The organism is Achromobacter sp. ACM05 (assembly GCF_019218915.1).
Lineage (GTDB): Bacteria > Pseudomonadota > Gammaproteobacteria > Burkholderiales > Burkholderiaceae_B > Achromobacter > Achromobacter animicus.
The window spans coordinates 664444-678348 of record NZ_JAHUWQ010000001.1 but is presented as its reverse complement, the minus strand read 5'-3'; the positions used below and the strand labels follow the sequence as shown (position 1 = coordinate 678348).

The window sequence follows — 13905 nt, the reverse complement described above, 5'->3', positions numbered from 1 at the left end:
GATTTCGGCAATACGCCGTAAGTTCACAGTTCGACCCGATGTGCTGGCTCAGCCCGTCGATTCGTGCATCACTTGATGCGGGGAACGGGTCGAAAGAGGGCTTCGAGTTAGATCACTGCGCCGCGGTCAAAACAGTCATCCTGACCATTCCTAGTTGAATCTCCTGCCGTATACTCCCTGCACTACCGCACCAACGGTAGCCCGGTTTGGAAGCCGGCGAGGTCTTTGGCGGACTAGCCGCCGCTCTGGCGGCATTTTCACGTCCATACGCCTCTGCACGTCCTATGGGCGGGCCTTGGCGAGGGTGCGTTCGCGCACGCCGGTTTCCAAAGACGCCGGTCTTCCAACCTTGCCTCGTGCCCGCCCACCCCATTTGGAAGTGGGGTGCGGGCTTCATCAGTCTTTGGAGCCTGTTATGCAATCGAATCCCCTCACCGATAACCCCTGGTCCGTCGAAACCAATTCCGAATACGGCTTGGTTCCCCTCGCCCACCTCTACAACATCGACCGCGCCCGCTACGCCATCGCATCGATCGCTCGCCTCGTCGGCAACAGCGCCTCCGAACCCGACGCCACCGGTGCGCAGCCGCTGGACGCATGGACCGTGACCGCGTTATTGGGCGGCGTGGAAGGATTGTGTGAACACATGGGCGTCATGACAGAGTCCATGCTGGAAACGGCAAGAGAGTGCGCACAAGACGTCGATTGCGCCGATCCCACGCACGACGCGCCCGCGTCGATTCAATAAGCGCAAAGGCGGCTCGGGCCTGGCGCGATATGCGACAGGCCCTAGTCTTTCGATTTTGGCGATTACGTACCCCGAGCTCGGGCCCTTAAATAGCTGGCCGTCACGACTCACCTATTTGCGGTGTCTGACCGCGCTCATCCCCCGCCGTCACCAGCGCATAGTTGTACCCCTGCCCCGACCAATACCGCGCCACCAGCTCCCCATCCCTCCGGCTCCCTTGCGCCAGAAACTGCCCCCCCGGCCCAGGCGGCCGAATATAAAACGTAGCGCGCTGCCCCGCGTTCTCATAGATAACAAGCGCCGCAGGCCCCTGATCGGTAGCCAACAAACGCGCAGCAACAGGCCTAAACCCGCTTTCACTCAAATTAGGCAACCGCTCGGCATGCGCAAAATACGCATCCAACCACCCCTGCAAATCCCCAGCATCGGCCCGCACGTCCGGCTGCGGCGCATCTGCTGACGCAAACAACCGATAAGCCTGCATCGCATCCTGCATCGGCAGCACCCGATTCGCCAAGGCCGTATCACGAGCACTCCATCCCGTGACGCCGCCAATCGCCACCGCCACAACCAGACTAGCCACCATCGCCATCCGCCGCCGCGTGCGAACCCTTAGCCCCGCGCGCACCGCAGCAGGATCCAACGCAGGATTACCCGGCAAACCGTCCCCGCCAGCCGCTTCCCGCAGCCGCTGCGCATCCCGACGCCAAGCCTCCAGCTCCTGCGCCTCATCCGGATGCGCCCGCAAATACGCCTGCAGCTCCTGCAATTGCGACGGATCCAACTGTCCGTCCACATACGCATTACGCGTCAGATCATCGATAGAGCGTTCTTTCATTTCAATATCCTCAGACGAGCCTCGCCGGTCTGCCCCTCATGCAATTCACGCAAGGCACTCCGCGCGCGGGACAGGCGCGACATGACGGTGCCTAGCGGTACGTCTAAAACATCGGCGACGGCCTTGTAGCTCATGCCTTCCACGCTGACGAGCCACAGCAGCGTGCGCTGCGCCTCGGGCAGGCGTTCGAAGACATCCAGGGAAGATCGCGCGATGACCTCGCGCTCGGCCGACGGCGCGGCGGCGTCGGAGCCGGCAAACCATGACAGCAGCCGCGCATAGCGGCGCGAGCGGCGTTGGGAGTCCAGGAACTGGCGGTACAGGATGGTGAAGAGCCACGCGCGCACGTCGCCTTGCGGACGGCGGCCGCGACCGCATCGCGCGTGAGGCGCAGCGCAAAACGCCGCAGGCGCGGCAGTAGTTGGCGCAGCACGGCGTCGGAGAGTTCTTCCGCTGGCATCTCGTCGTCGGTGGATGCCGGCGCGTCGGGCGGCACGCGGACCGGTTGAATCATGGCGGGTTCCTGGGACAGGCCTGCGCAACCAGCTTACAGGTCAATGCAGTAAGACGCCGCCCCGGCGGGTTTATTCCATCGGGGAATAACTTTTTTGGGGTGGCGTCCTACAGGGGTATTCATCGCCCCATGGGCAAGGAGCCTTATGCAACAAGGATCTGACCGCAACGGCCCGCCGCCGGGTCAAACGCCACCGGGAAGCCAGCCGCCGGGCCGCCTGCCGCCGAATCGTCAAACGACGGGTGCACGGCACCAAGACGGCCAGCCCCCGAAAGGCCGGAGCCAGACGCCCCGGCCACTCACCGCCCCGCAAACCCTCCTTCGCCTCACCGCAATTGGCGCCATCGTGCTCGCCTCCGGCGCCGCGTTCGCCTACGTAGGCGGCTGGCTTGACCCTCAGCGCCTGACCCCAGACCGCGTGGTGAACGCCCTGGAAGCCAACAGCGGCGTCCACGAGGGCTTTCGCCGTAACCACGCCAAAGGCGTCTGTGTGATCGGCCGCTTTGAAAGCAGCGGCGCCGCCCACGACTTATCCACCGCCTCGGTGTTTGCGCCGGGCAGCACGCCGGTGGTGGGACGGCTCGCCCTGCCCGGCGGCAACCCTTACGCGTCGGACTCCAGCGTCCCGATCCGCAGCTTTGCCTTGATGTTCACGTCGGCCAATGGCGAACAGTGGCGTACCGGCATGAACAGCATGCCGGTGTTTCCGCTGTCGACCCCTCAGGCGTTCTACGATCAGCAGCTTGCCGGTCGGCCCGATCCCAAGACGGGCAAGCCCGATCCGCAGCGCATGCAGGCCTTCTTTGCGGCGCATCCTGAAGCGGCGGCGTTCCTTGCGTGGGCCAAGACCGCCAAGCCTTCGGCCAGCTACGCCACCGAAGACTATTACGGCCTGAACGCGTTCTACCTGATCGATGGGAACGGAAAGCGCCAGCCGGTGCGCTGGCAGTTGGCGCCGTTGAATGCGGCGGCGGCGCCTGTGGCGCAGCCGGGGCACGATGCTGACTATCTGCAAAGCGATCTGCAACAGCGACTGACGCAAGGGCCGTTGCGGTGGCGTCTGTTGCTCACGTTAGGCCAGCCCGGCGATTCCACCAACGATGCAACCCGCCAGTGGCCGGCGGACCGGCCGACCGTCGACGCCGGCACCGTGGTGATAACCAGCAGCGCCCCGCAAAGCGATGGTCCCTGTCGCGACGTGAACTACGACCCGACCGTCTTGCCGCAAGGCATCGCCGTGTCCGACGATCCGCTGCTGGCGGCGCGATCCGCGGCCTACGCGGCCTCTTATGAACGCCGCACGGGCGAAGGGGCGCCTCAGGCCGCCGCTGCGTCATCCCATTTGACCCAACCGGAGCGCGCCCAATGATCTCGTCGCCTAATCAAACCCGCCGGCCGCCCGCCACGTTCAGCCTATTCGCACGCGTGCTGCATTGGTCGATGGCGGCCGGCATACTCGCGATGCTGTTCATCGGCGTCGGTATGGTGGCGTCGGTATCCGAGCGGCATCAGTGGCTGGTGCAGATCCATAAGCCGCTGGGTTTGGCGCTGCTGGCGCTGGTGTGCATCCGTCTGGCCAGACGATTGTTCAAGGGTGCGCCTGCGTTGCCGGCTGATCTGCCGGCCTGGCAACGTCACGCGGCGCTGGCCTCGCACGTCCTGCTGTACGCGCTGATGTTCGCGATGCCGCTGGTCGGCTGGGCGATGCTGTCAGCGGGCGGCTATCCGGTCGTGGCGGGCGCATGGCAGTTGCCGCCGATTGCGCCTGCGGATGCGGCGCTGTTCGCTTGGCTACGGGGCGCGCATCGGTATCTGGCCTTCCTGCTGTTCGCGACGGTGCTGCTGCATCTGGCTTCGGCGTTGTTTCATGGCTGGGTGCGGCGGGATGGCGTGTTGGAATCGATGACGCGCGGGCGTCCGGTGTCATCGCGCTGACGTGGGGAATGGGCCATGCGAGGCATCCTCCATGGCCCATGCGATCGAAGCGCAAAGGGGGTGACACGAACTCAATTCGGCTTCCACGTCACGCCATCCTTCGTCCGATACTTCGGCGTTCCCGTGCAACACCCGCCAGCGCCAAGCGCCTGCCGCCCGATGAACGCCGTCACGCCGCCCTTCTCTTCCGTCAGCGATTGACTCAAGCATGACGTCGGCAAGGGATAGAAATCGCCTTCCAGCACCAGCGTCCAGCTCACGTTCTCGCCTTCGGCTGGGTCTACCCGATACACCTTGCAGTTGTGCGCAAGCAGATGAATAGGCTTTCCCGCGAGCACGCCCCTGAACTGATGCTCAGCCGGCGCCTCGCGCGTGGCGATAGTTTCAGCAGTGAGCTTCGACCCGGCCGGCGGTGGTGGCAGCGAGGGCTCGCATGCGGCAAGCAGGCTGGTCGCGCATAGCGTCATGGCGACGCGGCGGGCGGAATGCTTCAGCGATGGTGTCGTTTTCTTGGTGGCCATACTCGCTCCTTGGGCGACATCTTAGGCCTCAAATACCCGATTCACGCCAGACCGACGGCCGCAAAGCGAAGAACCCATCCCGAAGCCGCCCACATCATCCAATCCGACCCATTCCGCCTTCGCCCCTATAATGGGAACCATTCCCATTAACAAAGCCCGTCCGATGTCCGCCAAGCCCAGCGCCAGTTCCGACGCCGGTATCTCGACAATTTACCGTGACCACCATTCCTGGCTCCATGGCTGGCTGCGCCTGAAGCTTGGCGACGCGCATCGCGCGGCGGATCTGGCGCAGGACACGTTTGTCCGCCTGCTCTCGGCCAATTCCTCCGCCCAGACCGAAACCGCCCTGCGCGAACCGCGCGCCTATCTGCGTACCATCGCCAACCGCCTGCTGGTGGACCATTGGCGCCGCCAGGAAATCGAGCGCAATTACCTGGCGGTGTTGCAGACCTATCCCCAACAGCATTGGCCGTCCGAAGAGTCGCGGCTGCTGATCCTGGAATCGCTGGAGCAGATCGCGCAGATGCTGGGCCGGTTGAAGCCCGAGGTGCGCGAGGTGTTCCTGCTGGCGCAGATGGAGGGCCATACCTGCCCGCAGATCGCGCGGCAGGTGGGTAAGTCGGTGGCGACGGTGGAGCGCTATCTGGCGCAGGCGCTGCAACACTGCTATCGCCTGGTCTATGAGTGCTGATCGCGTTGAGTCCGGCAAGACCGGCGCGGGTGCGGATGCCACCCTGAACGGCGCGGGCGATGCGGCGGTGCTGGACGCCGCCATCCGTTGGCGCATCAAGCTGCAATACAACACGGCGGACGCGTCGGCGTGGCGGGCGTTCGATGTGTGGCTGGGCGCCAGCCCGGCGCATGCGCTCGTCTGGGAACGGTTGCAGGCGCTCAGCGCGCGTTTGCAGCGGCCCGCAGTGGACATGCCGCCAGAAGCCGCGGCGCAAATTCTTCGGCAGACGGGAACGGCGCAGGCGCTGCGCTCGCGGCGCAAGGCGTTGATGTCGCTGGGTGTGCTGGCGGCGGGCGGCTGGATGGCGTGGCAGGCGCGCGATGCGCAGCTGGTTCAGCATGCGCTGGCGGACGTGGCCACGTCGCGCGGCGAGCGGCGGCGGGTCGTGTTGCCGGACGGCGGCACGCTGGTGCTGAACACGGACACGGCAGTCAACATCCGTTATGGCGATCAAGCGCGGCGGATCACGTTGCTGGCCGGCGAGGTCTATCTGATCTCCGGCAGCGACCCGCTGTCGCGTCCGCTGTTTGTAGAGACGCGCGATGGTCAGGCGCGGGCGTTGGGGACGCGCTATCGGGTACGTCAGCGGGACGAGGCCAGTGAAGTGTCGGTGGACGAAGGCATGGTCGCCATGCTGCCGCGCGATGGCGGCGACGAGGCCGCAAAGACACTGCAGGCAGGCGAATCCGCGGGGATGACGCGTCAGAAGGTATTCAGTGCGGGGCCAACCGATACCCGCGTGATGGATGGCGGCGCCTGGGTCGAAGGCGCGCTGTCGGTGCGGGATATGCCGCTCGCCGCATTCCTGCAGGAACTGTCGCGGTATCACGGCGCAATCGAATGCGACCCCGCCGTGGCGCGGCTTAGCGTATCCGGCGTGTTTCAGCTGGACGACACGCACAAGGTGCTGGCGCTGCTGCGTCAGATCCTGCCGATCGAACCGCAATCCGGCCGCCTGTGGTGGGGCGGGCGCGTCACGCGGGTGCGGGCGCGCGCGTGATGGACAACGCCCGGTAAAAATTATTTGAGGGGATCGGCGAATTCGTTCGTCATACCGCTTGAAGCAGTGCGCACTGCCCAAGATGGACCGACCCTCATTGGAGTAACCCTTTCGTGAAGACCTACCGACACCCGGACGCCACGGCGCCGGGCGCCCGGGCTTGCATGCGCGCCTGCCCCACCCCTTCCCTTGCCGTTCTCCTGCCGCTGGCGGCGGCGCTCGGTCTGGCCGCGTTGTCCGCCAGCCCGACGACTGCGCGCGCTCAGACAGCGCCCGCCGCAAACGCGCCCTCTGCCGCGTCGCGCGCCTATGCGATCGCGCCGGGTCCGTTGAATGACACGCTGGCGGAATTCGCCAGGCAGGCCGGGATTTCGCTGGCGTATTCGTCCGCGCAGTTGAACGGTGCGCGTAGCGCGGGCCTGAACGGCCAGTATGGCGTGGCAGACGGTTTGCGCGCCTTGCTGTCTGGCACGGGTTATCGCGCCGTCAATGTGGATGGCGGCATCCGCATCGAGGCCGAGCCGCAGTCCGCGGCCAGCACGCTGGCGCCGGTGCTGGTGACGGGCGTCTTCAATGCGACCACCGAGAACACGAACTCCTACGCGGCCCGGGCGGCGACCATCGGCAAGACGGAAGAGGCGCTCAAGGACATTCCGCAGTCCGTCACGGTGATCACGCGCCGCCGCATGGACGATCAGAATCTCTCGACCATCAGCGAGGTGCTGGAGAACACGACGGGCGTGACGATCAGCGAAGTGGCCGACGGCGGCCGCAATTTCTATTCGCGCGGCTTCAAGATCACGAACATCCAGTACGACGGCGTGCCGCTGTCGCGCAGCTTCTACGCGGTGGGCAACAGTTTCACGGGTAGCACGGCGTATCTGGATCGCGTCGAGGTGTTGCGGGGCGCGCAAGGCCTGATGGAAGGCGCGGGCCAGCCGGGCGGATCGGTCAACCTGGTGCGCAAGCGGCCTACCGCCGAGACGCAGGTGCTGATGGAAGCGCGCGCGGGCTCGTGGGACCACGTTGGCGGGATGCTGGACGCGGGTGGCGCGTTGAACGCCGACGGCAGCCTGCGGGCACGTGCGGTGCTGGACTACGACACCAAGGGTTCGTTCATCGACGTGGTGAAGGAACGCAACACCAACCTGTACTTTGCGCTGGACTACGACGTGTCGCCGCGCACGACGGTGGGCGCGGGTGTGCTTGTGTCGCGGGTGCGGTCGACGCCCTTCTTTGGCGGGCTGCCGCGCTACAGCGACGGCCGCTCGCTGGACCTGAAGCGCTCGACCTTTCTGGGCGCGGACTGGAACCAATGGGACCGCGACGAGACGCAGGTCTTCGCCGATCTGACGCATCGCTTCAACAGCGACTGGCGATTGAACATTGCGGGCACCTACGTGAAGGAAAGCAGCCTGACGTCGGCGTTGGATGCGACGGGCGCGGTGGACCCGGTGACGCTGATGGGACCGATGCGCAATGCCTGGAACTACGACAAGTCCGCCGAGCACTTTGGCTTTGATGCCAATGTGAACGGCCGCTTCACGACGTGGGGCATGGCGCAGAACCTGACGGTGGGCGTGAGCATGTCGCGCCTGAAATCCAGCGATCGGATCGAATACGCGTCCAACTACCTGCCGCTGGATGTCTTCAATCCGGATCCGCATGTGCCCAAGCCCGAGAGCTTTCCGGATTCGCAGCGGCTGTCCCGCTATGACCCGCACGTGCAGAAAGGCATCTATGCGCAATTGCGCAGCAGCCTGACGGACGACCTGACGCTGGTCTCGGGCGGGCGATTCAGCTGGTTTGAAAGCCGCTACACGACGCAAGCCGCGACGTGGGACGACGTCAGCACCGCGAAAGCCAGCGCGGAGTTCACGCCGTTCCTGGGCTTGGTCTACGCGCTGACGCCGCAGTGGTCGGCCTATGCCAGCTATGCGGATATCTTCGAGCCGCAAACCGCCACCACGCTGGACGGCAGCGTCCTCAAGCCGATCGTGGGCGCCAACTATGAGCTGGGCATCAAGGGCGAGTTGATGGACGGCAGGCTGAACACGTCGTTCGCCGTCTACCGCATCGACCAGAAGAATCGCGCGGTGCAGGATTACGAGGTCGGACCGGTCTGCAATGGCGGCTATTGCTCGCGCGCGGCGGGCAAGGTGCGCAGCCAGGGCTTCGAGGCCGAGATGAGCGGCGAATTGGCGCCGGGCCTGCAAGTGGCCGCGGGCTATACGTTCAACAGCAACAAGTATCTGAGCGACCCCGAGCGTGAAGGCCAGACCTTCAGCGAGGAAACGCCGCGGCATATGCTGCGCGTGTGGAGCGAATACCGTCTGCCGGGGGACCTGAATAGGTTGAGCCTCGGTGCAGGCGTCAATTGGCAGAGCGCGTTGACCAACACGATCTCAAATGTGCGGCGTCCGTCCTACAGCGTCTGGAACGCGCGCGTCGCGTACGACCTGACCTCGCATTGGACTGCTGCGGTAAACGTGAACAACCTGTTCGACAAGGTCTACTACGAGTACCCGGGCTATCTGGAGAACCGCAACAACTACGGCGCGCCGCGCAGCGTGCTGCTGACGCTGCGGGGAAGGTTCTGACGCGTTCTTGACGCAATTGAAAACGGCCTGCCGGATGTCTCGGCGGGCATTTCTCTCAAGGTGTCTGACAGCCTGGCGAGATTCGCATCATACCCAGAGCATCTCCCAAGGGTGTCAGAAGTCGCCTGCCGCAGGGCCGACATCAATCATCATTTAAACCCCATTGCCCGAAGGGCGGCGCGTAAAGGTCGGCGCGATTCGTCTGAGCGCGGATGACCGGGCCAACTTTGGCTCACGCGGGCCAAAGTTGGCCCGAGTTTTTTTTGTTTGTTTTCAAACCGTTGAAGAATCTCGGGCCACAAATGGCCCGAACTTCCGGTGAAAAAAACACTTTCGCTGCTTTTGCGCCGTTGAGATCGCCATGTTTGGCGGTGAAGCACGCGTAAGCAGTTGATAAGAAAGAACAACGGAAAAGACGCTTCCAAGTTGGCACAACGTTTGCATTGAGGCGATAGGTCATCACCACCGACTACTGCCACACTGCGCCAAGCAAAGGAACTTATGAGCGTCAGCACGACCTTGAGTTGGGCGATCCGCCATGCTGTCCCCAATCCTACGGGCACATGCAACGCCTGCGAACGCACTGGCCTGCCAATCCTTCCGTTGCGAACGGCCTACGCGCCTAAGCCCACCGCGACATCAAAGCGGCCGCTTGCCGGCGGCGGCGATCTGGCTGCCGTGCCGTTGCGGCTCGACCAGCCGCGTATCCTACGTGAAGGGTATCTCTATGTGCTGCTCGACAAGCGAGAGTGGCAGGCTTATCAGGTGACGCCCGAAGGGGCGCTGCGTCAGTTCAACCCATTTTCCATGCCGCGGGCAGCCCCAGAGCCGCTGAGCGAAAGATGTATCCACCGCGACCACGACGTCCCGGCTTCGTTCATCAACATCGACACCAAGCTGTTTAAGACCGCGTGGATAGCGTTCTCCAGCGATCCGTGGTCCGACAGCGTATTGAATCGCTATCTCCACAGTTTCGCGGGCGAAAAGTCGCCAATGGCCGTCAGGTTTTACGAGCTTGACTTGCAGACTGCGCGGAATGATCCCGCGAGTGTAGGCATCGCAATGACGGAGCAGCGCCTTCAGGTCGATCAGCACGTGCTGGAATACGCTACGCCCACGATCGGCGATTTTGTCAGCGTGCACGGATTTTGCTCGCGCAATCATCGCTTGAACGCGCTTGAAGGTTTCGTCCGGACTCAGACACAGCGCGAGCAATTGCCGAATGGCGTGTTGGCGTTGGTCCTGCCGGACCCGGTCGGGATGGTCCAGGAAATCAATCATCAGCGCCTGGGTTGCCTAAGGGAGCGGCAGGCTTATGAGGCAGACCCGCTCAACAACTACAAATTCTTCACGTCCGAAAGCCTGAAGCGCCTGCGTGAACTCTGCAAGGTGGCCGCGGACAACGCCATTGCCCACAGTCCCTATGCTTACCACAGTGGAACGGCGGGGCCGCCGGTTTTCGGCGACCCCGCTCGCGAGCGAGCCGAACAGGTCGAGCACAAGGCAGGGAAGCTGCTTGCGCGGCTCGATGAGCGATACGACGAAGTGGCGCGCGCCAGTTGGGAGAAAGCGTTCGAAGCGCACAAGGCGCGGTTGCAGACGCAAGTGGACAAGCTGGCCGAACTCTACGCAGACCAGATCCTCAACAACCCGATGTTCCGCTCGGCGGAGCAGTATGACTACGATGCGCAAAATGCGTACTCAGTATTGGGTTACATCCGCACGATGGAGCTGTGCCTGAGCGGCGGCATCACCGAAGCAACGCCTAAACCAGATTCCGAGGGCAACATCCAACCCGTCACCGGGCCGTCGGCGCGCGCGTGGGAAGCCTGGGTCATGGATGGTCAGAGCATCGTCTTCAAGACCCTGCTGGCGCTCGACAAAAGCCTGATGCAAAGTCTGGTGCCCACGTTCGGCAATCAGGGCGAACTGGATTGGAACGACTTCGGGAAGCTCTACGCCCCGGTCACCAAGATCATTACCAGTAGCGACCTGGGCGACAAACTCATATGGCCTAACGTCCAGGACGCGATCGCCAGTGTGCTGGCCGCTTACAACGGTGCGGTGAGCCGACTGGAACTGAAGGTTGATGCCGGCGCGCGCAACGTCGCCACGCGTGTGAACAGCGCATCGCTCTTGCTGTACTCGCGAACATACATGACCCAGGTCGCCGTTCAGATGAAGCTGGGTGAGTTTTACACATTGATGTGCAAGCAGATTGGGGAAGACCGAAACAGGCTTGCGACGGCCATTGAGAAAGCGACCGGAAAGGCGCACAAGCAGGTGCGGTCGGTGCTGACTGCTGGTGTCCTCAGCCTGGCCCTGAGCGATCCGAAACTCGCGGAACAGATGGTTGACGTGGTGTTGTGGGTCGAAGGAAACGCGAATGACTTGCGAAAGCGCTTTGGCGACGTCGTCAAGGATGCCACCCAGCAAACAGGGGAGGTTATCGGAGACGCCACGCGCCGGGCCGGCGGAGCGCTAAGCGAACTCAAAGTGCTCGCCGGCACGCTGGAGCCGGGGGCGCGCAAGGCCTTGGCCGGTCTTCAGCTAAACGTGGCGCGGGCCGCCGACCTCGCGCAGACCGGATTGAGGGGCGCGCGCAGTGCTGCCGCGATTGCCCGCGGCACGGTCGGAAGCGCTGAACTGCTGCTTGCTGTTGGCTCCACGTACCTGTTATCGCAGGGCTTGCGTAAATCGGTTGAAGCCGTGGATGCCACCTTTGGAGCCAAACACGAGGAAGCCGTGCTGGCGGTGTACTCGGCCTCGATCGGGGTGTTGGGGGGAAGTATTGAGGTGGCGGGAATGACGATGAGGGCCAGCGCTGAGCAAGCGAGGAAAGTTCTCCGCGCGCATGCGTCGAGTGTCGGTGCCATCAGTCAGCTCGCGGATGCTGGTAAAGCACTGGCGCGGTTTGGGGCAATATTGGGCGCGGCGTCTGGGGCTGTTGACGCAGTTGCGGCTTTAGTTGCAGCTGGTCGTGCCGGTGATGCTGGCGGTAAATCAGCAAGATCTTGGTACTTCGGTGCTGCAGGATTATCCGTCACAAGCGCGGGCTTTGCGGTGTACGCCCTCTATTCCGCCTCGACGACAATATTGAGTGCCACCTGGGTGCTTGGGCCTGTCGGGTGGGCAATTCTTGCTGGAATTAGTGCGTTTGTCTTTCTGCAGCTTGGTGGGGAGGCTGAGTCGTCTCCCTTAGAACGATGGGCGTATCGTAGTCACTTTGGACTATCGGAGAGTGATAAGTTTGACGACGCGAATTCGGCAGTTTCCGCATTGAATGCGGCGGTTCTTGGGGTCGATGTGCAGGTGGTGTTTGGTTCTATAGTGCGAGCCGTCCACTACGAAGGGAAGGCTGCCGCCATGGGTGGGGCGGAGGGAGGGCCGGCGGTTATACCGCAATTGCAATATCAAATAGTCATGCCTCGCTACGATGTCTCCCGCGTAGCCTTTAAGTGGCGACTTATCGTAAAGCGGTATTCCGGCGAGCAGATTATGGCGTCCGGTATGCACCCACTCGGTGATCCCAAGTCAAGTGAACATAGCATCCCGCTACAGCGGCTGGATTATGTGCCTGAAAGTAATGCGCCGACTAGCCGCGAGCGCACGGTTACTGCAGTAGAGGAAGGAAAGGAAACCTTCCTTATTGTGGAAGGCTCGATCGAACTCAAAGTTAGTCACGATATCGATGAGGCACGAATCGTTCTAGAGTACCTACCAAACATTCACGACTCAGAGATGATCGCAATCGTGGACGTTTCGGAGGCCAAATGACAACGTCTCCGAAAGCTCTCTTGGACATTCCGACTGCTGGATGGAAAGCTGATCTTCCGCTTCCATGGGCACCACCGGATCATATTTTTCATCCAATCGGCGTCGCACCAAATTACGTGGACGAAATCTACCTTGAGTTGCATACCGCCAAAATATTGAATCGAACGGTGGTTTGCGCTTGTGGCATCTTTATTCTCACGATCGCGTTTCTAATGCTCGTAATGTTGTTGCTTGAGCTAGCAGACGGCGCATATGCATTTAAATCAAATCCATTGGCTTATGTCTTTTTATTGGGAGCAATAATGGTCAGTTTCGTCCTGGGAATAGGCATGTTACGCACAGGTATAGCCGCCCCTCGAGACGAGCCCATTCGTTTCAACCGCAAGCGAGGCAAAGTTTACGTGTACCGATTTCACAGCGGCGGACCGATCAGTCGAAAGGGTTGGGGTGTTCGCCCGGAGGCTTTCGACTGGAGAGACCTCCGAGCCGAAGCCTGGAGCCGCAAGGCGCTGACCCCCAGCGGTGTGCCGATTTTCGCGTGGGGCGTTGATATTGCTGTGGTGGCGCCGGGCACTAATCACGTCATTGACCGCTTCCAATTCGCCGGCAGCAACGCCAACGGCGAGCACATGTGGGCAATGGCGCGCGCGTTCATGAATCAGGGACCGGAGGCATTACCCCAGTATCCAATCCCGCCTCGTGATTGGAACAACGATGTGCCGCCCTACCACTTGGCCTTGCGTTTAGCGCCCAAGGTGGAGTGGCCGGCTGATATGGACGTCGAGTCGCGCACGGGACCGTAATTCGCCTTTGGTCGGTGTCTTCGGCCGAGCATGCGGCCGCGGGCTATACGTTCAACAGCAACAAGTATCTGAGCGACCCCGAGCGCGAGGGCCAGACCTTCAGCGAGGAAACGCCTCGGCGCATGCTGCGCGTGTGGAGCGAATACCGCCTGCCGGGTGACTTGAATCGGGTGAGTATTAGCGGGGACGTCATTTGGCAGAGTGCGTTGGTCAACACGATTTCGAACGTGCGGCGTCCGTCCTACAGCGTCTGGAATACGAGCGTCGCGTATGACCTGACTTCGCATTGGACCGCCGCGGTGAACGTGAACAATCTGTTCGACAAGGTCTATTACGAGTACCCGGGCTATCTGGACAACCGGAACAACTACGGCGCGCCGCGCAGTGTGCTGCTGACGCTGCGAGGAAGGTTCTGACGCGTTCTTTACGCAATTGA

At 62.6% G+C, this 13905-nt stretch carries 12 protein-coding genes and 1 pseudogene; 9 read left to right on the top strand and 4 right to left on the bottom strand.

The features are described 5' to 3' along the window. Window positions 1-415 precede the first annotated feature (415 nt). Window positions 416-748 (top strand): hypothetical protein, encoded by a 333-nt coding sequence (locus tag KW836_RS03030; RefSeq protein ID WP_218342416.1) that lies wholly within the window; start codon window positions 416-418, stop codon window positions 746-748. 100 nt (window positions 749-848) lie between these two features. Here the strand turns inward: KW836_RS03030 and KW836_RS03025 are convergent, their stop codons facing one another. Further along, entirely contained in the window at window positions 849-1586 is a 738-nt protein-coding gene (locus KW836_RS03025) for an anti-sigma factor (protein WP_218342415.1), read from the bottom strand. Continuing rightward, window positions 1583-2046, bottom strand: a pseudogene (locus tag KW836_RS03020) (sigma-70 family RNA polymerase sigma factor). Before KW836_RS03020 ends, KW836_RS03025 begins: the two are co-directional and overlap by 4 nt. A 388-nt stretch (window positions 2047-2434) precedes the next feature. Between KW836_RS03020 and KW836_RS03015 the strand changes: the two are divergent. Further along, entirely contained in the window at window positions 2435-3469 is a 1035-nt protein-coding gene (locus KW836_RS03015; RefSeq protein WP_218343252.1) for a catalase family peroxidase, read from the top strand. Continuing rightward, the gene (locus KW836_RS03010) at window positions 3466-4035 is read left to right on the top strand and encodes a cytochrome b (protein ID WP_218342414.1); all 570 of its coding nucleotides are present in this window, start codon (window positions 3466-3468) and stop codon (window positions 4033-4035) included. The genes KW836_RS03015 and KW836_RS03010 overlap by 4 nt, the downstream gene beginning before the upstream one ends. 71 nt (window positions 4036-4106) lie before the next feature. On the opposite strand, the gene KW836_RS03005 is transcribed toward KW836_RS03010, so the two are convergent. Continuing rightward, a complete protein-coding gene (locus KW836_RS03005; RefSeq protein ID WP_255595087.1) occupies window positions 4107-4556 on the bottom strand; it encodes a hypothetical protein in 450 nt (149 codons plus the stop codon). Window positions 4557-4719: 163 nt separating this feature from the next. Here KW836_RS03005 and KW836_RS03000 point away from each other — a divergent pair, with 163 nt between their 5' ends. From KW836_RS03000 to KW836_RS02990, 3 genes are all read left to right on the top strand, one after another. Beyond that, window positions 4720-5247 carry a sigma-70 family RNA polymerase sigma factor gene (locus KW836_RS03000; RefSeq protein WP_218342413.1) on the top strand — a complete coding sequence of 176 codons (528 nt, stop codon included), beginning with the start codon at window positions 4720-4722 and terminating at the stop codon, window positions 5245-5247. Further along, window positions 5237-6289, top strand: coding sequence for a FecR domain-containing protein (locus KW836_RS02995; RefSeq protein ID WP_218342412.1), 1053 nt, complete (start codon window positions 5237-5239; stop codon window positions 6287-6289). Before KW836_RS03000 ends, KW836_RS02995 begins: the two co-directional genes overlap by 11 nt. 113 nt (window positions 6290-6402) lie before the next feature. After that, entirely contained in the window at window positions 6403-8889 is a 2487-nt protein-coding gene (locus KW836_RS02990; protein ID WP_370632975.1) for a TonB-dependent siderophore receptor, read from the top strand. 232 nt (window positions 8890-9121) lie between these two features. Here the strand turns inward: KW836_RS02990 and KW836_RS02985 are convergent, their stop codons facing one another. Next, the gene (locus KW836_RS02985; protein WP_218342411.1) at window positions 9122-9349 is read right to left on the bottom strand and encodes a hypothetical protein; all 228 of its coding nucleotides are present in this window, start codon (window positions 9347-9349) and stop codon (window positions 9122-9124) included. A 41-nt stretch (window positions 9350-9390) separates the two neighbouring features. Between KW836_RS02985 and KW836_RS02980 the strand changes: the two genes are divergently transcribed. The 3 genes from KW836_RS02980 to KW836_RS02970 are packed head-to-tail and all read left to right on the top strand — an operon-like array spanning window position 9391 to window position 13885. Then, on the top strand, window positions 9391-12666 hold the full coding sequence (locus KW836_RS02980; RefSeq protein ID WP_218342410.1) for a T6SS effector BTH_I2691 family protein: 3276 nt from the start codon (window positions 9391-9393) through the stop codon (window positions 12664-12666). A gap of 20 nt (window positions 12667-12686) precedes the next feature. Next, window positions 12687-13469 carry a DUF6708 domain-containing protein gene (locus KW836_RS27810; protein WP_255595086.1) on the top strand — a complete coding sequence of 261 codons (783 nt, stop codon included), beginning with the start codon at window positions 12687-12689 and terminating at the stop codon, window positions 13467-13469. A 14-nt stretch (window positions 13470-13483) separates the two neighbouring features. Further along, window positions 13484-13885 carry a TonB-dependent receptor domain-containing protein gene (locus KW836_RS02970; RefSeq protein ID WP_279971316.1) on the top strand — a complete coding sequence of 134 codons (402 nt, stop codon included), beginning with the start codon at window positions 13484-13486 and terminating at the stop codon, window positions 13883-13885. The last annotated feature ends 20 nt before the right edge of the window (window positions 13886-13905 follow it).